The 20,908-nt window shown below is 64.6% G+C and carries 18 protein-coding genes; 2 read left to right on the top strand and 16 right to left on the bottom strand.

Annotated features, from left to right (window positions below; translation table 11 throughout):
• Positions 1-4 precede the first annotated feature (4 nt).
• The 14 genes from V1286_RS03230 to V1286_RS03295 all read right to left on the bottom strand — a co-directional run bounded on the left by V1286_RS03230 (position 5) and on the right by V1286_RS03295 (position 16,029).
• Complete coding sequence (locus V1286_RS03230; RefSeq protein ID WP_334477529.1) at positions 5-1,027, bottom strand: xanthine dehydrogenase family protein molybdopterin-binding subunit; 1,023 nt, start codon at positions 1,025-1,027, stop codon at positions 5-7.
• Between the two features lie 2 nt (positions 1,028-1,029).
• Positions 1,030-2,613 (bottom strand): xanthine dehydrogenase family protein molybdopterin-binding subunit, encoded by a 1,584-nt coding sequence (locus V1286_RS03235; protein WP_334477531.1) that lies wholly within the window; start codon positions 2,611-2,613, stop codon positions 1,030-1,032.
• An 11-nt stretch (positions 2,614-2,624) separates the two neighbouring features.
• Positions 2,625-3,104 carry a (2Fe-2S)-binding protein gene (locus tag V1286_RS03240; protein WP_334477532.1) on the bottom strand — a complete coding sequence of 160 codons (480 nt, stop codon included), beginning with the start codon at positions 3,102-3,104 and terminating at the stop codon, positions 2,625-2,627.
• A gap of 5 nt (positions 3,105-3,109) precedes the next feature.
• Positions 3,110-3,928, bottom strand: coding sequence for an FAD binding domain-containing protein (locus V1286_RS03245; protein ID WP_334477533.1), 819 nt, complete (start codon positions 3,926-3,928; stop codon positions 3,110-3,112).
• A 16-nt stretch (positions 3,929-3,944) separates the two neighbouring features.
• Positions 3,945-4,388 (bottom strand): SRPBCC family protein, encoded by a 444-nt coding sequence (locus V1286_RS03250; RefSeq protein ID WP_334477535.1) that lies wholly within the window; start codon positions 4,386-4,388, stop codon positions 3,945-3,947.
• A gap of 1 nt (position 4,389) precedes the next feature.
• Positions 4,390-4,827, bottom strand: coding sequence for an SRPBCC family protein (locus V1286_RS03255; protein WP_108517242.1), 438 nt, complete (start codon positions 4,825-4,827; stop codon positions 4,390-4,392).
• 9 nt (positions 4,828-4,836) lie between these two features.
• Positions 4,837-7,728 carry a flotillin family protein gene (locus tag V1286_RS03260; RefSeq protein WP_334477536.1) on the bottom strand — a complete coding sequence of 964 codons (2,892 nt, stop codon included), beginning with the start codon at positions 7,726-7,728 and terminating at the stop codon, positions 4,837-4,839.
• A 25-nt stretch (positions 7,729-7,753) separates the two neighbouring features.
• Entirely contained in the window at positions 7,754-8,587 is an 834-nt protein-coding gene (locus V1286_RS03265) for a phosphoenolpyruvate hydrolase family protein (RefSeq protein WP_334477538.1), read from the bottom strand.
• Positions 8,588-8,589: 2 nt separating this feature from the next.
• Complete coding sequence (locus V1286_RS03270; RefSeq protein ID WP_334477540.1) at positions 8,590-10,827, bottom strand: ABC transporter permease; 2,238 nt, start codon at positions 10,825-10,827, stop codon at positions 8,590-8,592.
• Entirely contained in the window at positions 10,820-11,602 is a 783-nt protein-coding gene (locus V1286_RS03275) for an ABC transporter ATP-binding protein (RefSeq protein WP_334477542.1), read from the bottom strand. Before V1286_RS03275 ends, V1286_RS03270 begins: the two co-directional genes overlap by 8 nt.
• Complete coding sequence (locus tag V1286_RS03280) at positions 11,595-12,677, bottom strand: branched-chain amino acid ABC transporter permease (RefSeq protein WP_334477544.1); 1,083 nt, start codon at positions 12,675-12,677, stop codon at positions 11,595-11,597. Before V1286_RS03280 ends, V1286_RS03275 begins: the two co-directional genes overlap by 8 nt.
• A 1-nt stretch (position 12,678) precedes the next feature.
• Entirely contained in the window at positions 12,679-13,689 is a 1,011-nt protein-coding gene (locus V1286_RS03285) for a branched-chain amino acid ABC transporter permease (protein WP_334477546.1), read from the bottom strand.
• A 130-nt stretch (positions 13,690-13,819) separates the two neighbouring features.
• Complete coding sequence (locus tag V1286_RS03290; RefSeq protein WP_334477548.1) at positions 13,820-14,647, bottom strand: helix-turn-helix domain-containing protein; 828 nt, start codon at positions 14,645-14,647, stop codon at positions 13,820-13,822.
• 131 nt (positions 14,648-14,778) lie between these two features.
• Entirely contained in the window at positions 14,779-16,029 is a 1,251-nt protein-coding gene (locus V1286_RS03295) for an ABC transporter substrate-binding protein (RefSeq protein WP_334477549.1), read from the bottom strand.
• Positions 16,030-16,647: 618 nt separating this feature from the next.
• Between V1286_RS03295 and V1286_RS03300 the strand changes: the two genes are divergently transcribed.
• Complete coding sequence (locus V1286_RS03300; protein ID WP_334477550.1) at positions 16,648-17,475, top strand: DUF2066 domain-containing protein; 828 nt, start codon at positions 16,648-16,650, stop codon at positions 17,473-17,475.
• A gap of 119 nt (positions 17,476-17,594) precedes the next feature.
• On the opposite strand, the gene V1286_RS03305 is transcribed toward V1286_RS03300, so the two are convergent.
• Both V1286_RS03305 and V1286_RS03310 read right to left on the bottom strand, forming a co-directional pair.
• Positions 17,595-18,329, bottom strand: coding sequence for an SDR family NAD(P)-dependent oxidoreductase (locus tag V1286_RS03305; protein ID WP_334477552.1), 735 nt, complete (start codon positions 18,327-18,329; stop codon positions 17,595-17,597).
• The gene (locus V1286_RS03310) at positions 18,326-19,381 is read right to left on the bottom strand and encodes a LacI family DNA-binding transcriptional regulator (protein WP_334477553.1); all 1,056 of its coding nucleotides are present in this window, start codon (positions 19,379-19,381) and stop codon (positions 18,326-18,328) included. The genes V1286_RS03305 and V1286_RS03310 overlap by 4 nt, the downstream gene beginning before the upstream one ends.
• Before the next feature lie 182 nt (positions 19,382-19,563).
• On the opposite strand from V1286_RS03310, the gene V1286_RS03315 reads away from it, so the two are divergent.
• Positions 19,564-20,865 (top strand): ABC transporter substrate-binding protein, encoded by a 1,302-nt coding sequence (locus V1286_RS03315; RefSeq protein ID WP_334477554.1) that lies wholly within the window; start codon positions 19,564-19,566, stop codon positions 20,863-20,865.
• The last annotated feature ends 43 nt before the right edge of the window (positions 20,866-20,908 follow it).

Raw genomic sequence — 20,908 nt, forward strand, 5'->3', positions numbered from 1 at the left:
TACCTCAGCGTCGCGCTTGCGGCCGCGCGCCGCCCTGGGCTTTGATCGCCCGCAAGACTTTTTCCGGCGTGATCGGCAGTTCATCCATGCGCACGCCGACCGCATTGAAGATGGCATTGGCGACCGCGGGCAGCACGGGGTTGGCGCACATCTCGCCGGGGCCTTTGGCGCCGAACGGTCCATCGGCCGCGGGGCGTTCCAGCACCGCGATATCGTGCGGGCAGATGTCGCCGGGGCCGGGCATCAGATACTCGACGAAATCGCGCGGGCCATGCGCGGGGTCGGGATAATAGGGCTCGGGCGTTTCAAACAGCGCGTGGCTGATCCCCATCCACGCGCCGCCGATGAGTTGTTGCTCCACCAGGCGCGGATTGAGAGCGCGGCCCAATTCATACGCGCTGTCCATCCGCACCATCGCGACCTCGCCGGTTTCGTCGTCGACCTCGACCTCGGCGACAAGGCAGGCGTGCGCGTAGCAGGTGGCGGGCGACATCTCGCCGGTCTCGGGATTAACCTCGGACAACGGCACCAGAAAGATGCCGCGTCCGGATATCGTCTTGCCCTGCTTGAACTGCGCGGCGATGGCGACGTCCTTGGTGGAGATCGAGCGGTGCGGCGCGCCCTTGACGTGGATGTTGCCGCGCCCGTCGGTATCGAGATCGGCGGCGTTGACCTCCAGTTCCTCGGCGGCGGCTTCCATCATGACGCCGCGCGCTTCCTTGGCCGCCGCCATGACAGCATTGCCGACGCGATGGGTGCCGCGCGAGGCGAACGAACCCATGCAGTGCGGACCGGTGTCGGAATCCGCGGTGTCGACATAGACGTCTTCGACCGGCACGCCGAGCGTCTCCGCGCAGATCTGCCGCGTCACCGACTTCATGCCCTGGCCGAGGTCGATCGACGACAGGGACACCGTGAACTTGCCGCTGGGGTTGGAATGAACCAGCGCCTGGCTGGGGTCGCCGCCGAGGTTCATGCCGATGGGATAGTTGATCGAGGCGATGCCGCGTCCGCGATGCTTGGCCATGGTCAGCGCCTCCTGGTACCGAAGACGGAGGAGAAGCGGGTAGCGCCATGCGAGGGCGATGGAGCCTGCGGCCTCGGGGGAGGAGGTGTCGGCGCGGGAGGCGGCGGCTGGATAGATGCAGGAGGCGCACGATCGTAGGTGGTCCGCTGTTGCGAAGCCGCGGCGCGTTGCGGAACAGGTTCAAGCGGCGTCGGCGATATCGCCGCCCGGCTGCCACCGCCGTCCGTGCGCGAGGACATGTGCTTGATCTCTTCGCGAAGCGGCCATTTTGCTTTCTCGGCGGCGACCTGGACGCATTCGATCAGGGCCGTGTTCTTGGCTTCGCGCCGGTGCGCCTTCATGTCGCCGTCGCGATAGGCGTTGAGAATCCGGAACTCCATCGGGTCGATGCCGACGAGATGCGCGAGCTTGTCCATCTGGCATTCGAGCGCAAAGTCCATCGCGGTGACGCCGAAGCCGCGCATGGCGGTCGCAGGCGTCCGGTTGGTGAACACGCAGTAGACGTCGCCATGGACGTTCGGGATCGTGTAGGGGCCGGGCAGGTGAGCGACGCATTTGACGACGGCGTAACTTGAAAGCCTTGTATAGGCGCCGCTGTCGAAATAGGCGCGGATCTTGCGCGCGACGATGCGTCCGTCGCGCATCACGCCGTCCTTGATGTAGATGCGCTCGGCGCCGCGCGGCGAGCCGAATTGCATCTCCTCTTCGCGGCCGAGCTGATAGCGCACCGGACGCCCTGTCAGCATCGCGCCGAGAATGGCGAGCGGTTCGGTCAGCGTGTCCACCTTGCCGCCGAAACCGCCGCCGACGGTCCCGCCGATGAAGTGAAAGGTGTTGGAGGGCACGTCGAGGATTTTTGCGCAGGTATCGAGCGAGAAGAACAAGGCCTGCGTTGAGGTGTAGACGACGTAGCGCCCGTTGGTGTCGGGGGCTGCGATCGAACCGTTGGTTTCGGTCGGCGCATGCTCGATCGGCGACATCTGGTAACGCTGTTCGAGGACATGATCCGCCTCGGCGAAGCCGCGCTCGACGTCGCCGAAGCGCAGTTTTTGGTGATCGTAGACGTCATGATAGGTGAAGGTGTTCTTGGGGTAGGTCTCGTTGACGACGGGCGCGCCCGGCTTCAGCGCGTCCTCGACGTCGAACACCGCGGGCAACGGCTCGTAATCGACCCGCACTTTCGCGATGGCTTCAAAGGCTTCCCGCGGGCTGTCGGCGACGATGGCGACGATCGGCTCGCCCTTGTAGCGGACCTTGTCGACGGCGAGCGACGGCTCGTCGTCCTTGCCGAAGTTGATCAGGCTCAGCAGCGTGTTGAGATTGACCGGGACGTCGACCCCGCGGATGATGCGCCGCACGCCGGGCGAGCGTTCCGCCTCCATCGTGTCAATCCGGCGCAGGCGAGCGTGGGCGTGCGGGCTGCGTAGTACTTTAAGATGCAGCATGCCCTGCAGCTTGTGATCGTCGAAATAGGTCGAGGTGCCCGTGACATGGCCGAGCATGTCCTGGCGCTGCGTGCCCTTGCCGATTTCCTTTAAGTTGTCGTCGCGCTCGTCGGCGAAGATGTCCTTGCGCAGTTCCAGCATGGTCGTTCCCCTCAGGCGCGGGCGCGTCCGCTCGTGGCGGCGGCGAGGACGGCGTTGATGATCGGCTCGTAGCCGGTACAGCGGCAGATATTGCCCGAGATCGCCTCAATGACCTCGGCACGGGTCGGCGAGGGATTGCGATCGAGCAGTGCCTTCGCCGCCATCAGCATGCCCGGGGTGCAGTAGCCGCACTGCGCCGCGAATTGCTCCATGAAGGCGCGCTGCAGCGGGTGCAGGTTGGGCCCGTCCTTCAGCCCGTCGAGCGTTTCGATCGAGCGGCCGTTCACGGTTTCCGCCAGCGTCAGGCAGGAGAGATGGAGTTCGCCGTCGATCAGCACGCTGCAGGCGCCGCAGCCGCCCTGGCCGCAGCCGAATTTCGGCGTCATGTCGCCGATCAATTCGCGGAGCGCGACCAGCAGATTGACGCCGCCGTCGACGAACACGGCGACATCGCGGCCATTGTGACGAAACTGGAGCGGGGTCTTGGTCATGATACTTACTCCAGGCCGGACAGCAGGCGGCGCAGATGAACGCCGACGATCTCGCGGCGATACCAGGCGCTGCCGAGCGCGTTGTCCGCGGGCGATACGCCCTCTGTTGCGGCCGCAGCCGCAGCGCTGATTGCCGCATCGTCGAGTGCGCGTCCCTCCAGCGCGCGTTCGGCGGCCCTTGCGCGAATCTGCGTCGCGGCCATCGAGGCGAGCGCGATGCGGGCCCCCGATATGCGGCCACCGCTGACAGGCAGGTGCGCGGCAATCGTGATCACCGAACCGCCCTTCGGCTTGATGCGGGCGATCTTGCGATAGCGGAAGGCGTCGGCGCTCGCGGGCCGCGCACAGGAGACGGCCAGCACCAGCGCGCCGCTCTGGCGTTCGCGGGATTGCAAAAATTCCTCGATTGCCATGTCGCGCGCGCCGAGCCCGCCCTGGACGGAGACGGTCGCGTCGAGCGCCAGCAGCGCGACGGTGAAATCGCCATAGGGGCTGGGTGCAAACAAATTGCCGCCGACCGTGCCCATGTTGCGCACCGCCGGTCCGCCGATCGAACGGGCCGGCGCGTGCAGAAAGGCAAGATCGCGCTCGGCCAGAATTTTGGCGAAGGTGACGCCGGCGCCGAGTGTGATGCGTGAGCTCGCCACATCGATGCGAGACAGCGCCCCGTCGGTCACGCGCACGACGGTCGAGATCGAGATATCGCCTTCATTGAGGGCGCGCATCACCAGCGTGCCGCCGCCGAGATAGCGCGCGCCGCGGTCGGACGACAGCGCCGACGCCGCCTCGCCAAAACTCGCGAATGTCTTCACCGTGACAGGCATGGTTTCGCCTCCGCGTTCATGCGGCCTCCTTCAGGTGCCGGCGAATGGCTTCGAAGCCGGCTTGATAGATCTGTTCCGCGACCATCTGCGTCAGCCGCTCGGCATCCGCGGGCCGCGTGGTGAACCTGGATTCCCAATGCCAGAAGGTGCGGTCGCCGTCGGTGACCGGCAGCAGGCGGACATGGGCGACATAGTTGAACATCGGGATCGGCGTATCGAGCAGGCAATAGCTGAAGGTCTGTTCGAGGTCGGACAGCGCAAGTAATTGTTCGCGCAATTCCGAACCGTCCTGCAGCTTGAAGCGGCGCACGCAGCCGATCTTGTCGGAAGCCTGCGCGCGCTCGATGGTGCTGGTCGCCACCGCGGGATGCCAGCGGTCGTGGCCGTTGAAATCGCGCAGCACGTTCCAGACCGCGCCGGTCGGCGCGTCGAGGATCGTGCTTTTGACGATATGCGGCACACTAGCCTCCGAAGGCACGCTTGAGGGCGTCGAATCCGCCCTGAAACACGCCGGTCCCGATATTGCTGACAAGCTCGTTCTCGCGCTCGGGCGCACAGTCGAACTCGGCGGTCCATTCCAGAAAAGTCTGGTCGCCGTCGGTCACCGGCGTCAGCCGCAACGTCGCGACGTAGTTCTCCACCCCCATCGGCGACTCCAGAATGGAGTAGGTGCAGAACATGTCGTAGTCGGAGAGGCCGAGTAGTTTTTCGCGGATGCGATCGCCGTTGCGCAGGCGAAAGTCGCGCACGCATCCGATCTTGTCCGCGGGCTCTCCGCCCTCAATGCGGCTTTCCGCAATCGCCGGATGCCAGTTCGGCATGCCGTTGAAGTCGCGCACGCGCGCCCAGACGCGGTCGTTGCGGGCGTTGACGACGGTGGAGACGTAGACCCGGGCCATGACGTGCTCTTAACCTTTCTTGCGCGGTCCGCGTTCGGCGGCGGGCTCGCCGGGGGCGGGGGAGGCAGGGGGCGCGTCGGGCTTGCTCTGACTGCTCTTGCGCGTTGCCTCCTGGATGCCCTGCATATCGCGCGCCTCGCGAATGATTCCGGGCATCTTGGCGAGGCTCCCGCCCTCGACGCCGATGTCGGCGAGGATCGAGTCGATCAGCGGCGCCTGCACCCGGTAACGCAGCGCCGAGTCGATCACCTCGTCGGTGGCGCTGCGGCCGCCATTGCCGCCGCCGCCGTTGAGCCCGTCCACCTGAAGGATGCGGATACCTTCGATCTTCTCCATCGGCTTGACGCTCTCGCGCACAATGCCCTCGATGCGGTCGAGCAGCTTGCGGCGGAACAGCGAGTAGCGCGCCTGGTCGGTGAGCACGTTCTCGGCTTCGTTGAGCAGCCGCTGTGCTTCGGCCTCGACGGCGGCGCGCACGCGCTCGGCGTCGGCCGCGATCTTCGTCTCCTCGGCCCGCTTCTCCGCCAGCAGCACCTCGATGGTCTTCTGGCGTTTGGCGATCTCGCTGTCGCGGGCGGTGACGACGCGCTCGGCCGCCTCGGTCGCTCCCGCGCGCGCATCCTCGGCCGCCACCTTGGCGGCCGATTCCTCGAGAGATTTCTGATAGAGGGCGATCGCCTTTTCCATCAGCGCCGTTTCGACTTCCTTCTCGCGATTGACCTCGAGTTTCCGCAGATCGCGCTCGCGGCCGATGCGCGCCTCGTCGAGGCCGCGGTCGGAGGCGATGCGGGCGCGTTCCACTTCCTCGCGAGAGGCGATCTCGGCTTCCTGCAGCGCCTGGACGCGGCCGACCTCGAGCTGCTCGATCGCGCGACGGCGGGCGAGCCTCGCGGCTTCGAGCGCCTGTTCGCGCGAGACATCTGTTGTCTCGACTTCCTTGCGCGCGATGATCTCGGCCTGCTTGACCTGGCGATCGGCATCGATCCGTTCGGAGCGCTTGGCGGCGAGCGCGATTACGCGCTCCTCGTCGGCGATCTCGACCGCCTTCTTCTGGTCGATATTGAGCACTTCACGGGTTTTGGATGAGGCGATGCGTTCGGCTTCCAGCGCCAGTTCGACCTCGACGCGCCGCCGTTCGATCGCATCGCGGCGCTTGAGTTCGGCGGCCTCGATCGATTCGGTGCGGTCGATCTCGAGCCCCCTTGTTTCCTTCTCCGCCCGGATACGCTGGGCGGCGATCACCTTCTCCTGGGCAATGCGCGCGGCCTCGATCGCTTCGCGCGAGGCGATGTCGGCCTCCTCGATGGCACGGTTGCGCGCGATTTCGAGCGAGCGAACGCGCTCTTCCTGGGCGATGCGGGAGGATTCGGTCGCCTCGCGCGCGGTGATCCCGGCGACTTCCAGCGCCTGGTTGCGCTCGATTTCCAGCTTGCGCGTAGCGTGCTCGGCGCCGATCCGTTCGGCGGCGAGCGTCCGCTCTCGCGCGATCCGTGCGGCTTCCACGGCCTTCTGTGCCTCGATCTCCGCTTCCTGAATGGTGCGCACCTGCGCGATCTCCAGCGAGCGGGTGCGCTCGTCGGAGGCGATGCGTTCGACGTTGACGATGGTAGTTTGGGCGATGCGGGCCTTTTCGGTCGCCTCGCGCGCCGCGATTTCGGCTTCCTCGACCGCGCGGGTACGCTCGATCTCGCGCCTTCGGGTTTCTTCCTCGTTGGCGATCCGCGCGTCGGTGATGGAGCGATCCTGCTGGATGCGCGCCTTCTCGACCGCCTCGCGGGCTGTGATCTCGGCTTCCTCGACCGACCGCGTGCGCTCGATGTCGCGCTGGCGCACCTCGCGTTCGGAGGCGATGCGGGCGGTATCGACCGCGCGCTGGTTGGCGATCTTGGCTTTTTCGATTTCCTCGCGCGCGAGCAATTCCTTCTCTTCCACCGCGCGCGTGCGCTCGATCTCACGGTGACGGGTCTCGCGCTCGGAGGAGATGCGGGCTTCGGCGATCGCCTGTTCGTTGGCGATGCGGGCCTTCTCGATGGCTTCACGGGCGGAAATCTGCGCCTGTTCGGCCTCGGTCTCGCGCAAGGCGCGCTCGCGCGCCACCTCGGTGCGCTGCAGCGCCCGGCGCATCTCGATGTCGCGTTCCTGTTCGAGGCGGGCGGTCTCGCTTTCGCGCTCGATCTCCAGCGCCTGACGCTCGGCGTCGAGGTTGCGGGTCCGGATCTTGATCATCGAATCCTGTTCGATGTCGTTGCGCAGCTTGCGCTTGGCCTCGATATCCTCCATCAGGCGGGTCAGGCCCTCGGCGTCGAATCGGTTCGATGGATTAAAGTATTCCAGATCGGTCTGGTCGAGGTCGGTGATGGCGACGGATTCGAGTTCGAGGCCGTTCTGGGCGAGCGCTTCGGCGGCGGCGGCCTTGAGCCGCGTGACGTATTCGCCGCGCTGCTCGTGCATCTGTTCCATGGTCATTTCGGCGGCGACCGAACGTATGGCGGAGACGAACTTGCCGGAAAGCAGGGCGTGCAACTGCTCAGGCTCGAGCGTGCGCCGCCCGAGCGTGGCGGCGGCGATCGCGACCGCCTCGCGCGTCGGCTGCACCCGCACGTAAAAGTCGGCCTCGATGTCGATACGCATGCGGTCGCGGGTAATCACCGCGTCATGCTTGGCCCGCACGATGCCCATCGGAAGCACGTTCATGTTGACGGGCGTAAAGTCGTGGATGAAAGGCAGCACGAAGGCGCCGCCGTTGATCACGACGCGTTCGCCGAGCAGGCCGGTTCGGACGAAGGAGACTTCCTTCGACGAACGGTGGTAGAGCCAGTTCACGATGTAGACGACGATGGCGATCACGACGATCGCAACGATCAGCCAGAGAATCAATTCGCCAACCAGAGTCCCCGACATCTTTTCCTCCCTTTGCTCCCGGCGTTTACCGCGCGCCGATCGCCTTGAATTTACGAACCTGTTCCGTGAGCGCCCGCTCCACCGGCAGGCGCTCCATCGAGGAGGCGCCGTAGAAGCCGTGGCACTTGCGCGTGTGTTTCATGATGAAGTCGGCATCATCAGGCTCGGCGATAGGACCGCCATGGGCCAGCACCAATATGTCCGGATTGACGCAGAGCGCCGCTGCCGCCCAGGTGTCGATTTGTTCCGGGCAGTCTTCGAGCCTTAGCGCGGTCTGCGCACCGATCGCACCGCCGGTGGTCAGGCCGAGATGGCAGACAATGATATCAGCGCCTGCGATGGCCATCGCGGTCGCCTGGCTTTCGCTGAACACGTAAGGCGTCGTCAGCATGTCCTTGTCACGCGCCTTGGCGATCATGTCGATCTCCAGCGCGTAGGACATTCCGGTTTCCTCGAGATTGGCGCGAAATACGCCGTCGATCAGCCCGACGGTTGGAAAGTTCTGCACGCCGGCAAAGCCCAGCGCCTTCAACTGGTCCAGAAAGCTGTCCATATCGCGGAACGGGTCGGTGCCGTTGACGCCGGCCAGCACCGGCGTCCTTGTGACGACGGGCAGCACTTCGCCGGCCATTTCCACGACGATGGCGTTGGCATCGCCATACGGCATCATTCCGGCAAGCGAGCCGCGCCCGGCCATGCGATAGCGGCCGGAATTATAGATGACGATCAGGTCGACGCCGCCGGCTTCCTCGCATTTGGCTGACAGACCCGTGCCGGCGCCACCGCCGACGATCGGCTCGCCCTTGGCGGCCATGGCGAGAAACTTTTTTAGGATGGCTGAACGTTCGAACTTCGCCATGGTCACCTCGCGACTTTCCGACGGGTCCCCGGGCGTCCGACCAGAGGACGGAGCGCGTTGACGATGGCGGATGCAAATTCGGGTTCGTTGATGTGGCGCTTGACGCGGACAAGCTGGCGATTGCTGGTCTGGCGCACGCTGCGCTCCAGTGCGGTAAATAACGCGGCGTCCGCTTCCGGATCCCAGAACGGCTGGCCCGGGGCGTCGAGCGCGGAGACACCGCCTTCCGGCAGGAAGAAGCGCACCGGCCCATCCATCCGGTTGAGCTTGTCGCCGATCCAGCGCCCGATGCGCTCGTTCTCCTCCGGCGTGGTGCGCATCAAGGTCACCTGCGGATTGTGAACGTGGAATTTGCGCTGGCGATAGCGCTCAGGGATCGTGTCGGGCGCGCCGAAATTGACCATGTCCAGCGCGCCGGCAGAGCCGATGAAGGGCAGGCGGCTGCGGATGATCGCGCCAAAGCGGTCGTCGGTCGCCGGAAACACGCCGCCCATCAGGAGATCGCAGACTTCTGTCGTCGTGAGATCGATGACGGCGGCCAGCATTCCGGAATCGACCAGCTTTTCCATCGAGCGGCCGCCGACGCCGGTGGCGTGGAAGACGAGGCATTCGAAATCGTTGCGCAGGTCGGCCGCGATCTTCTGCACGGCCGGCGTCGTCACGCCGAACATGGTGATGCCGACCGCCGGCAGATCGGCCGGCGCGTTGCGCTCCAGCCTGGCCTGATTGTCCAGACGCGCCTTCACCATGCCGGCGATGGCGTTGGCGCCGTTGGCGAGCACGGCGCGCGAGATCGAGTTGAGGCCCTGCACATCCGTGACCGAATACATCATCGTGATATCGGCGGGGCCCACGTAGGGACCGACATCTCCCGAGGCGACCGAGGAGATGATGAGCTTCGGCACGCCGACGGGGAGGGTGCGCATGGCGGGCGCGACCAGCGAAGCACCGCCAGAGCCGCCTGCTGAAATGATGCCTGCGACATTGCCCTGGCGGCGCAGCCAGTTGGCGAACGCGTCCGCCATCGCCGTCACCGACGCGCCGCGGTCGGACCCGAACACAGCAGATCCGCCGCGGCCGTGGTTCAGCGCGATTTCCTGGGCGGAGACGTCGCAGGTGGAAAGCTTGCCGCTGGTTGATACGTCGACCAGGCGCGTCCGCAAGCCCTGTCCGGCGATCACGTCGCGAATGAAGCGCAGTTCCTCGCCCTTGGTATCGAGCGTGCCGGCGACGAGGACGACAGGTGGCCCGGATGCGCTTTGTACAGAAGCGCCGGCCGGGCGTCTTTGCCGGGCAACGTCTTCGATACGCGTAACGCCCGTCGAAAGCGTGCGCGCTGCGGCCTCGATGCGCGCAATCGGCGCCGGCTGCGACCACCGCGTCGGCAGGGTGGGATTGGAGATATAGACGCGGATTGGGGCTGCGCCCGCGGCGCGCGGCGGCGCAGGACGCGCCTCAGCCGCGGTGCTCGCATCGGCGGCTTCGATATCCGTGTCCAGCTCGGCGTGGACTCCAACGACGCCAACACCAAGCAGCCGTTGCTGCAGCTCGCGGTCGGCCGCAAGGCGCGCGGAGTCGATGATACGATTGATGCGGCCATTGACCATGATCGCGACATTTTTCGAGATCGCGGTAGCGACGCCGATATTCTGCTCGATCACGAGCACCGACATGTCGCCGTCTTCACCGAGGCGCACCAGCATTTCCTCGACCTGGGCGACGATGACCGGTGCGAGGCCTTCGGTCGGCTCGTCCATGATGAGCAGATGCGGGTTGGTCAGAAGCGCGCGCGAGATCGCCAGCATCTGCTGTTCGCCGCCCGAGAGCTGGCCGCCACCATGATCCTTGCGTTCGGCAAGACGGGGGAACGTCTCGTAGATGCGATCGATGGTCCACGGCCCGCGCCGCATCCCGGCGGCGAGGCTCAAATGCTCGGCGACGCTGAGCGAGCGCCACAGCCGTCGCCCTTGCGGCACGTAGCCGACGCCGAGCCGCGCGATCCGCGCCGGGCTGAGGCGGGTGATGTCCTCGCCGCGAACCCGAATCGAGCCGCCGCTCGCCCGCAACAGGCCCATGATGGTCTTGCACAGCGTGGTCTTGCCCATGCCGTTGCGGCCGACCACCGAGAACACGCCTGAGTCCAAAGTCAGGTCGACGCCCTGCAGGGCATGGGAATGGCCGTAATAGACGTCGAGGCCCCTGACTTCGAGGGCAGGCGCGGCGCGGCGGACCTCACTCATGACCGGCCCCCAGATAGAGTTCCTGGACCTCGGGATCGGCTTCGATCTCGTGCGGCAGGCCTTCCTTGAAGACGCGGCCGTTGTGCATCATCGTGACGCTTTCGACGACGCGCAGCGCGACGTCCATGTCGTGCTCGATGATGATGTAGCCGATATGGGCGGGCAGCGACGTCAGGATGTCGATCAGCTCGCGTCGCTCGGTGGGGGAGAGGCCCGCGGCCGGTTCGTCGAACAGGATGAAGCGCGGGGCGCCGGCAAGCGCGAGCGCGATCTCGAGCTGCCGCTGCTGGCCATGCGCGAGTTCCGCGACCAACTGTTCCCTGACCGGCGTCAGATGGACCGCCTGGATCAGCGCTTCGGCTGCATGCATGAGGGCGTCGTTCGCGCCCGGACGCAGCGGCGAGAATCGACCGCGGGATACGCCGCGGCAGGCGAGGTAGACATTGTCCCGCACGGTGAGGCCGGGGAACAGCGCCGATATCTGGTAGGTGCGGCGCAAGCCGCGGCGGATCCGCTCATAGGGCGGAAAGTGAGTGATGTCCTCGCCGAAGAAGCGGATGGTGCCGGAGGAGGGCGGAAAGTCGCCGGTCACGCAATTGAACAGCGTGGTCTTGCCGGCGCCGTTGGAGCCGAGCACGGCGCGGCGTTCCCCCGGCCGAACCGTGATGGTGACGTCGGTCAGCGCCGCGAGCGCGCCGAACAGCCGCGTCACGCCGCGCAGCTCGAGCGCGGCGCCGGAACCGACCGCTGAAAAGCGTGGCGCGGCGCTATCCATGACCGTGGCCTCCGCTTGCGCGTTTGTCGGGCGCGGTTGCGCGGCGGCGCCATCGCTCCCAGAGCCCGATCACGCCGTCCGACGACCAGAACACGATGGCTAGGAATCCGAGACCGATCAGCAACCGGAAGCGGTTGCCGTCGAGCCCGAACTTGACCAGGAGATCGAGCGCGAAGGTGCGCAGGATGACGAAGATGAAGGCGCCGATGAAGGGGCCGACGGGCCGGGTGATGCCGCCGACCACGGCGATGATCAGGATATCGATGCAGGCCCCGACGCTGACCGAGCCGGGCGAGATCTGCCGGTAGTTCCAGACCTGCAGCACGCCGCCGAGCGCGGCGATAAAGGATGCGAAGGCGTAGGCTGCCACGCGGTGTGCGTTGACATTGAAGCCGAGCGCCGCCATGCGGCGGGGATTGTCCCGCACGCCCTGCAGTGCGAGGCCGAACGGGGCGCGCGAGACATATTGAACCGCGAAATAGCAAAACGCCGCGACGCCCAGCGTGATGTAGTAGTAGGGGACATCGGCGCGCCAGTCGACGCCCCAGAATTTCGGCGTGGCGATGGTGTTGATGCCGGTATGGCCGCCGAAGATCGGCCAGTTCTGATTGGTGAAATAGTAGAAGGCCGCACCGATCGCGAGCGTGATCATGATGGTGTAGATGCCCTCGGTGCGAACCGCGAGCGCACCACCGAGCGTGCCGAAGATGGTCGCGAGCACCAGCGCCATCGGTGTGGCGAGCCACCACGGCCAGCCGAGGCTGATATTGGTGTTGGCGCTCATGCCGAACACCGCGACCATGTAGGCGGCAAAGCCGGCGATGGTGAGCTGCATCAGGCTGACCATGCCGCCATAGCCCGCCAGGAACATCAGGCTGAGGGCGATGGTCCCGAGGATCAGCGTCGTGGCGAAGATCTCGATCAGGAAGAAGCCGCTGGCGATGAACGGCATGATCAGGAGGATCACCGCCACCAACCAGACGGCCGGCTTGTTGAATTCCGGCCACGCCAGCAACGCCGCCCGCGCTGATGCTACCCGACTGGTTTCTTGATGCGCGCCCTGGACCAGCGACATGTCAGCGCCTCGCCAACAGGCCCTGCGGCCGCAGCGCCAGCACCAGCACCATGATGAGGAAGGTCACCACGATCGCGTAGGTCGGGATGTAGACGGAGCCGAGCTGCTCGGCGAGGCCGATGATAACGGCGCCGAGCGCCGCGCCCGGGATCGATCCCATGCCGCCGACGATGACGACGACGAGGGAAGCCAGCAGAAAGCGGGTGTCTTCGCCGGGCGAAAGCGACTGGAAGGTTCCGCCGACCACGCCCGCGATGCCGGCAAGCCCGGCGCCGAGCGCGAACACGACGACGAAGACGAGCTGGATCGGCACGCCGGTCGCGGCCAGCATGTCGCGGTCATCGACGCCGGCGCGCACCATCATCCCGACGCGGGTTCGATTGAGCGCCAGCCACATCGCGATGCCGATCACCACCGCGGCTGCGAAGATCACGAGCCGCACCATCGGGTACCGCAGATAGACCGCCTCGCCCGACGATTTGACCGCGGTAACCAGCGGCAATTCGATCGGGCCGACCAGCCAGCTCGGGGTCTGGATCTGATAGAAATCGCCGCCGAATACCCACAGCATCAGGTCCGCAAATACGATCGAAAGCCCGATCGTGACCATGGTCTGGCGCAGATCCTCGCCCTCCATGCGGCGGAAGACGACGATTTGCAGGACGACGCCGACCAGCGCCACACCGATAAACGCGATGATGAAACCGAGCACCCAGGAGCCGGTCCAGGTGCTGATGGCGTAACCGATGTAGCCGCCGAACAGATAGAGCGAACCATGCGCCAGATTGACGTTGCGCATCAGGCCGAAAATCAGGGTGAAGCCGCTCGCCACCAGGAAGTAGAGGCTGCCGAGCGTGATGCCGTTGAAGACGGCGTTGAGAAAGACGCGCTTTCGGCCGATTGCCTCTTCGAGGCCGGGCGGCCACACGGCAAGGATCAACCACAGCATCACCGCGACCGCGATCAAGAGGATCAGCGCCCATGCCGGATGGCGTTCGATGAATCCTGTCACGGTAAAAGCCCGGCGGTCGCCATACCGTCCTCCCAGACGCCGCGGCCGTTTCGGCTCGCGTTTTCACGGCATCCTAACGGCGCCGCAAACCTTGCACTTGATTGTCAGTATCTTTTCGCGCCTGATACGCTCAGGGTCGCAAGACTTTGGCGGCGCGGCGGTATTCCGTCGGTGCCATCCCGACATTGGCAGCGAAGAAGCGTGTGAAACCGCTTTGGGAGGAGAAGCCGAGATCGAAGCCGATATCGGCGATCGGCACCTCGGTCGCGACCAAGGCGTCCAGTGCCTGTTCCATGATCAGTGTATTGAGATAGAGGTTCGGGGTGACGCCGGTCTGGGTGCGGAACAGCCTGTAGAAATGCGGACGCGACAGGCCGGCCTCCCGCGCGATCGAATCCAGTTCGATTTCCGCGCCCGGGCTTTCGGACATCAGCTTGATGGATTTGCGGACGCGAAAATCAGTAACGGCGGCGGCGGTGCGCGTCTCCTGCACCGGCTCGGGCCTTTGCCAGCTTTCCTCATGGCAACCGTCGATCAACTGCCTTAGTTCGCAATCGAGGCTGCTTAGCGAAGGCGCACCGCAGACCAGCGCGGCGGTTCGCCTGATATGCCTGTCGAGGGGAACCGTCCGCTTGAAGCATGTTCGGCCGAACCGCAGGCTGTGGGCCCGCGCCGCATCGGGAGCGAACCATTCGGCGTTGACGTAGAGGACGAAGAAGATTGCCCCGTTCTCCATATCCGTCGGGACAAAATTGTGTGGTTCCCAAGGGTTGATCGCAACAATGGAGTCTTCTGTGAGAAGCCATCGCTCATCGCACACATCGATGCCGGCTGGCGTTCCACCGACATGAAAAATCAGATGCCCTTCACGATGCGCGTGCATGTTGAAGGGGCGGTTCAACTGATAGACCGTCGCGCGACCGAACCGGCCGTGGAAGACGGCCAGAGCCTTGCTCATGCCTTCCCTCCCGCGGGGATGTTCTTGTCTTTTCAATCAGCGTTCAACATCCGCCGCGAGAATGCAAGGGTAGATCACATTCCGTCCGGGCCCCGGGGCGCGACCGGGGCCCGTTCGCAAATGCGAAGAACTCAGTACTTCTTGCACTCCGGAACCGTTCGGCTCGGCAGGCCGATCTTGGAGAAAACCGCCGGATCGTAGCCCAGGGTCTGGTTCACGTTGGGAATGACTTTCACGACCTTGCTGAACAATGCGCCCTTGCCGTCGTCCACCACCTCGGTGACGAAGTTGGTTCCGATCGCCTGGCGGTTGGAGTCGAGCTTGATCTTGCCGTTGGGCGCGTCGAGCTCGATCTTGGCGAGGGCTTCCTTGAGTTTTGCCTGGTTGTTGCTGAGATCGCCATTGACCTGACGCAGCCCAAGGATCAGCGCCATCGTCGAGTTGTAGTAGTTGGTGGCGAGCAGCGAGGGGCTCGGGAACCGCTTGTTCGGCGGGAAAGCATCCTGATAGGCCTTCACGAACTTCTGCCAGCCTGGATCCTCCCAGGTATCGGCCTGGCCGCTCGCCGCGATGGTGCCGAGCAGCGCATTCTTGGCGTTGCCCTTGGCGGAGAGGATGGTCTGGTCGACCATGATCGAGCCGCCCATCAGATGCGCCTTGCCGCCGGCCTGTTGATACTGATTCAGGAAGTTGACGGCATCGGCGCCGCCAAGCCCGAGATAGATCGCATCGACATCGTCGGGCAGCGCGGCAATGACGGACGCAAAGTCCTTGGTACCGAGCGGCACCCATTGCCGATTGGTGACCTGTCCGCCGGCGCCGCAGAACTCCAGCACCAGTCCGAACACCTGGGTGTAGATGAACGAATAGTCTTCGCCGACGGTTGCGATCTTTCGGTAACGCTTGGTGTCGTAGGCGTATTTGCCGAGGCCGACCTGCCACTGGGCGCCGTCCATGTTGTAGCGGAAGAAGTTCGGCGCCGGGTCGACATACGTCGTTTCCTGCGCGCCGGAAGCGGCGTTCACAAAGGTCAGTTCGGGGCGCGTCTTGGCGAAATTCTTCACCGCAATGCCTTCGTCACCGGACAATGGCGAGAGCAGGATCTGCACCTTGTCCTGTTCGATCAGCTTGCGCACGGCGCGAACCGCGGAGTCCGGCGTGGCATCCGTGGAGGCGATGATGAACTCGATTTCCTTGTCGCCGACCTTCTTGCCGAGCGTATTGATCGCCGTCTGGTGGCCGCGTATTCCGTCCTCGCCGAGCACCGTATAGGTGCCCTCGAGCGTCGCGGTGACGCCGACCTTGATCTTCTCTTGAGCTAAGGCGGCGCCGGAAAGCAACAGGCTGCTCAGCGCGACCAGTCCCGCACAGCTTCTAAACATCGAACCCCTCCCTTGTATCGCCAGTTTTTGTATTGCCAGGCCTTGAATTGCGAAGTCTTCGTCAGGTCGTTCCAGGAATCGCCATGCGGTCGATGCCGGCTGCATACGCGCAGCCGGATTGCATTGCGATCGGAACCGCCGGGCGAAAACCTAGCTGATGACAGGGCCGGCGCGCGCAACTTCACCCTCCGCAACTTGACCGGTAGTCTCATTTTGCATGCTGCGCCGCGACGAGACTTGCAGTGATTTGCGAGCGGTGATTTCAGCATCGCAGGCTGTGAAGACGAAGCAATAAGTCTCTGATTTCACTGACGGGTGCCGCGGACTCAAACCCATGACCGGAAATGCGGCGCGAGTGCCAGCTTGAACCTTTGCAAGAGCAGTCATCTCGACGGGTCCGCTCGCGACCTCGATCCAAACGGCGACGAGCTTTGCCGTTTCCGTGGTGCGGCCTTGCACTCGGAAAGTTTGCTCTCCGCAAAAACGAACGAATGTTTGAAGAGAAGAGCATCCTCGATGCGGAACCGCGGAGGCATCGTCATGGCCAATCTGCACAGGACGAGACGCCGGCCTATCGGAATGGGCCGTGGTACGGCCCGCGCGATTATCAGGATATTTATGGCAACCGCCCTGACCTGGTGCGCCGGCACCATGGCCGCCGCGGGAGCTGATCTTTATCGCGCGAAGGTCACCGTGACGGGCCAGGGCGAGACGAACCGCATTTTTGGCTTTGCCGTCTGTCTGGAGGACGTCCTCATCAAGGTGTCAGGCGCACTGAAGCTCAGTGGTGATCCGCGACTGGCAGCCTACAAATCGAAGGCAAAAGGTTTCGTCACGGGCTTCAGCTATCGCGACCAGTTTTTTGGCAAGCCCATTCGGGACGAGCAGGGTACCCGCGACCGGCCCTACGATCTCACCGTGGAGTTCGAGGAAAGCAAGATCGACGACATTCTCAAGACGCTTGGCCTCAAGCCCTGGCTTTCACATCGTCCGCGCCTTGCCGTCTTTGTCGAGATGGAACAAGGCGTAAGGAACTATATCGTGACAACAGATGGAACCCAGTCCGACTTGCAGCGCGACGCGTTGCTCGCCGCGGCTGACAAGCGCGGCATGGACATTGTGCTGCCGGGCACGGCGGCGTTGGCGAAATCGAACATCACGGGCGCGGAGCTCAGGACGGCGCCATTCCCGGCGCTGGCGCCGATTGCGGCCGAGCAGGGTGGCGAAGTCGTTCTGGTTGGGCGATTGGTCTGGAACGATCGGGATCTCGGCTGGGCCACGCAGTGGCAGATGGACTGGGGCGGCCGGATGCACCGTTGGCAGGTTCGCGGCGTCACCTTCGATGAGGCGTTCCGGCGCGGCATCGGCGGCGCGGCCCAGGTCTTGTCCGGCAACGGCGATCCGGTAACCCGGTCGTCGGCGGCGGGAGGAAACAAGCTTCATTGATTCCCGTAGGCGCCTGATTAAAGCGTTTTCCAGCGAAGTGGAAACCGGTTCGCGTCAAGAAAACGCGTCAAAACAAGAATCTAGAGCCCCGTTCCGATTCAATCGGAACGGAAAAGGCTCTAGCCGGCGAGAAAGCCGCCATCGATTGCGACCACCGTTCCGGTCGCATATTGCGACGCCGGCATGCAGAGGAAAGCTACGGCGCCGGCGACATCTTCCGGCTGCCCCCATCGTTTGAAGGCGGTGCGGTCGGCGATGCGCTGGTAATGCGCGCGATCGGACCGGCCGGCGGCATTGATCGAGGTCTCGATATAGCCCGGCGCCACGGCATTGACGCGGATGCCTTCCTCGGCCCAGGCCAGAGCGAGCGCCTTGGTCAGCATCACGACGCCGCCTTTGCTGGCGCAATAGGCGGGAATGCGCGGCAGCGCCAGCGTTGCGTTCATCGAGGCGATGTTGACGATCGAGCCCTTGCTGTTGGCCAGCAGCGGGCGGAAAGCCATGCAGGTCCGGAACGTGCCGGTCAGATTGACATCGAGCACCTTGGTAAAGGTCTCGATCTCATATTCCTTGTCGCGCGCCAAAATGCCGGCGCAATTGACCAGCGCGTCGACGCGGCCATGCCGTTGCGCAAGCGCTGCGACCGCGGCGTCGTCGGTGACATCAAGCGTTGTCAGCTCAAGTCCTGCCTGAGGCTGCAGCGGCGTCCGGGCAAGATCGGCATCATTGACGGCGGTGGCGGTGACCGTCGCGCCGAGCTCGCGGAACACGCTGCTGATGGCGGCGCCGATATCGCCGGCGCCGCCGATCACAACGGCATGAAAACCCTGGGCCAGCGAGAAGGTGGAGGTCATCGTGATCGTCCGTGTCGTTTCAGGGGTGCAGGCGGGGCCGTCGACTCGCGAACGACGAGCGAGTAGTCGATTTCGTGATGCATGATGGCCTGTTCGCCGGCCAGCCGCCGGACCAGATATTCGCCGGCGCGCTGCCAGGTCTCGCCGGTGGGGACATGAATGGTGGTCAGGCTCGGCCGCAAATGCCGGCTCCAGTCGAGATCGTCGAAGCCGACGACGGAGAGGTCACGCGGCACCGAGAAACCGCTGCGCTCAGCTTCCAGCAGCACGCCGTAGGCGATGACGTCGTTGCCGCAGACCACCGCGGTCGGGCGGTCATCGAGGCTGAGCAGATAGCGCGCCGCCTCGCGCGCATCGTCGAGCGTATAGGGCACCTCGACATGCCACTTATCCGGCAGTTCGACGCCGCCCTCGGCAAGGGCGCGGCGGAAGCCGGCGACGCGGGCGCTGGCGCGGTCGTTGTTGCGCTGGAGCGCGGAGACGACCCCGATCCTGACATGTCCGAGTTCAACGACATGCGCGGCGGCGCGGTAGGCCGCGGCCTCGTTGTCGGTGCCGACGCAGGGGTAGGGACGATCGGGCCGATAGATGCCGACATTGATGAAGGGCACCGAATTGTCGGCGAGCATCTTGCGCAAGGCGTCGTGATGGCAATCGCCGCGCAGCACCAGGCCATCGACGCCGCGACTGATCAGGTTGCGCGCCTGCTCCAGCTCGGCGTCGAGGTCGTAGCCGCTGGTGGTCAGCAGCAGCATGTAGCCGACCGAGGAAAGATATTTCTGCAGCGAGGCGATACCGCGCGCGAACATGGTGTTGTCGATGGTCGGCACGATTGCGCCGAGCGTGCGCGAGCGGCGCGACGACAGGATGCGCGCCGGCGCATGCGGGATGTAGCCGACCGCATCGATCGCTTGCGAGATCCGTGCGCGCAAGTCGGGGCTCACCGCTTCGGGATTGTTGATCGCGCGCGAGACTGATGCCGTCGATACGCCGGCCCGCGCCGCGACGGCACGAATGCCTTGTTTCAATGATCTGGTGGCGGGCGGGTTCATGGCGCGATGGATGTAACGTTACACAAATGGCTGATCAACAAAATACGCAAGTTTGGAAATTCTGCAAATTCATCGATGGATTGTCCGTTCTCTTGACAGGCGAGAGGTGGCGCTTAGGATGTAACCGGTTTCAGAATGGCGCTGCCGAGCAGGCGGGACAAGCCAGGTCAGGGAGGAGTTCAATGAACGCCAGGATGTTTGCGGCGCACGTCGCGTTGCCGGTTCTCGCGGTGGCCGCCGTCAGCGCACAGGCAAATGCGGCCGACTTCGACTGGAAGAAGTTCCAGGGCAAGACCGTCACATTCCTCGCCAACAACAATCCCGTGGGGCAGGCGCTGCTGACCTACAAAGCCGATTTCGAGAAGCTCACGGGGATAACGCTCAAGGTCGACGGCTACCAGGAGCAGCAGATGCGCCAGCGGCTGGTCACCGTCATGAATGCGCGCAGCGACGAGGTCGACGTGTTCATGACGCTACCGTCGCGCGAGGGCGAGCAGTTCGCCGTCTCCGGCTGGTACGCCGATCTCTCCGCCATGTCGAAGAACGAGGTGGCAACGGACTACGACTTTGCCGGCCTGAGCCAGGCGCTGCTCAAGGCCGGGACGTTCAACGGCAAGCTGACCAGCATGCCCATGAACATCGAGGGGCCCATTCTTTATTATCGCACCGACATCCTCAAGAAATGCGGCGTCGAGAAGCCGGCGACCATCAAGGATCTCGAAGCCGCAGCACAGAAGATCAAGGCCTGCGACAGTACCGTCACGCCGTTTGTTTCGCGCGGGCTGAAGCCCGCGGTCGCCTACACTTTCAGCAACATGCTGCACAATATCGGCGGCAGCTACATGGCCAACGGAAAATCCAATCTTTGCTCGGCGAAGGGCAAGGAGACGCTGGATACCTACAGTCGGCTGCTGCGCGAATATGGCCCGCCCGGCGTGGTCAACTACAGCTTCCAGCAGATATCGGCGCTCTATCGCGGTGGCCGCGCCGCGATGTCGTTCGAATCTTCCAATGAACTGCGCACCGTGATGGACGGCGGCGAGCGGCTCAAGGATACCGGCCTGACGCCGTTCCCGGCGGGCGAGGCCGGGCAGGTGCCGACCGCGATCGGCTGGGGCATGGCGGTGTCCGCCTACAGCAAGGAGCCGAGTGCGGCCTGGTACTTCGTGCAATGGGCCACGAGTCCGGAGATTCAAAAGCGCACGGCGCTGCAGGGAATCGCGCCGCCGCGGCCGGCGGTCGCCAACGATCCTGAATACCGCAAGTGGATCGATGCCGAGCCGGTGCGCAAGGAATGGCAGGCCGCGCTCGACGTGCTCGCCACCAAGGGATCCTCCGAGGTCGGCTACCCGATCGTCGCCAATCCGCAATCGCGCGAATTCATCGGCCAGGCGGTGCAGGATCTGATCCTGAAGCAGAAGACCGTCGATCAGGCCTGTGCCGATGCGGACAAGGCGCTCGATGCGCTGATCGCGCAAAAGTAGCGGTCGGCGTCACATCGACGACTGCAATCTGAAAGGAAGCGCA

It is taken from the genome of Bradyrhizobium algeriense, assembly GCF_036924595.1.
Classification (GTDB): domain Bacteria; phylum Pseudomonadota; class Alphaproteobacteria; order Rhizobiales; family Xanthobacteraceae; genus Bradyrhizobium; species Bradyrhizobium algeriense.

Coding starts and splice junctions, on each gene's coding strand:
- V1286_RS03275 (WP_334477542.1), bottom strand. CDS start 11,602: ATGGATAGCGCCGCGCCACGCTTTTCAGCGGTCGGTTCCGGCGCCGCG.
- V1286_RS03305 (WP_334477552.1), bottom strand. CDS start 18,329: ATGACCTCCACCTTCTCGCTGGCCCAGGGTTTTCATGCCGTTGTGATC.
- V1286_RS03245 (WP_334477533.1), bottom strand. CDS start 3,928: ATGCCTGTCACGGTGAAGACATTCGCGAGTTTTGGCGAGGCGGCGTCG.
- V1286_RS03310 (WP_334477553.1), bottom strand. CDS start 19,381: ATGAACCCGCCCGCCACCAGATCATTGAAACAAGGCATTCGTGCCGTC.
- V1286_RS03260 (WP_334477536.1), bottom strand. CDS start 7,728: ATGTCGGGGACTCTGGTTGGCGAATTGATTCTCTGGCTGATCGTTGCG.
- V1286_RS03295 (WP_334477549.1), bottom strand. CDS start 16,029: ATGTTTAGAAGCTGTGCGGGACTGGTCGCGCTGAGCAGCCTGTTGCTT.
- V1286_RS03270 (WP_334477540.1), bottom strand. CDS start 10,827: ATGAGTGAGGTCCGCCGCGCCGCGCCTGCCCTCGAAGTCAGGGGCCTC.
- V1286_RS03235 (WP_334477531.1), bottom strand. CDS start 2,613: ATGCTGGAACTGCGCAAGGACATCTTCGCCGACGAGCGCGACGACAAC.
- V1286_RS03315 (WP_334477554.1), top strand. CDS start 19,564: ATGAACGCCAGGATGTTTGCGGCGCACGTCGCGTTGCCGGTTCTCGCG.
- V1286_RS03300 (WP_334477550.1), top strand. CDS start 16,648: ATGGCAACCGCCCTGACCTGGTGCGCCGGCACCATGGCCGCCGCGGGA.
- V1286_RS03280 (WP_334477544.1), bottom strand. CDS start 12,677: ATGTCGCTGGTCCAGGGCGCGCATCAAGAAACCAGTCGGGTAGCATCA.
- V1286_RS03265 (WP_334477538.1), bottom strand. CDS start 8,587: ATGGCGAAGTTCGAACGTTCAGCCATCCTAAAAAAGTTTCTCGCCATG.
- V1286_RS03290 (WP_334477548.1), bottom strand. CDS start 14,647: ATGAGCAAGGCTCTGGCCGTCTTCCACGGCCGGTTCGGTCGCGCGACG.
- V1286_RS03240 (WP_334477532.1), bottom strand. CDS start 3,104: ATGACCAAGACCCCGCTCCAGTTTCGTCACAATGGCCGCGATGTCGCC.
- V1286_RS03230 (WP_334477529.1), bottom strand. CDS start 1,027: ATGGCCAAGCATCGCGGACGCGGCATCGCCTCGATCAACTATCCCATC.
- V1286_RS03255 (WP_108517242.1), bottom strand. CDS start 4,827: ATGGCCCGGGTCTACGTCTCCACCGTCGTCAACGCCCGCAACGACCGC.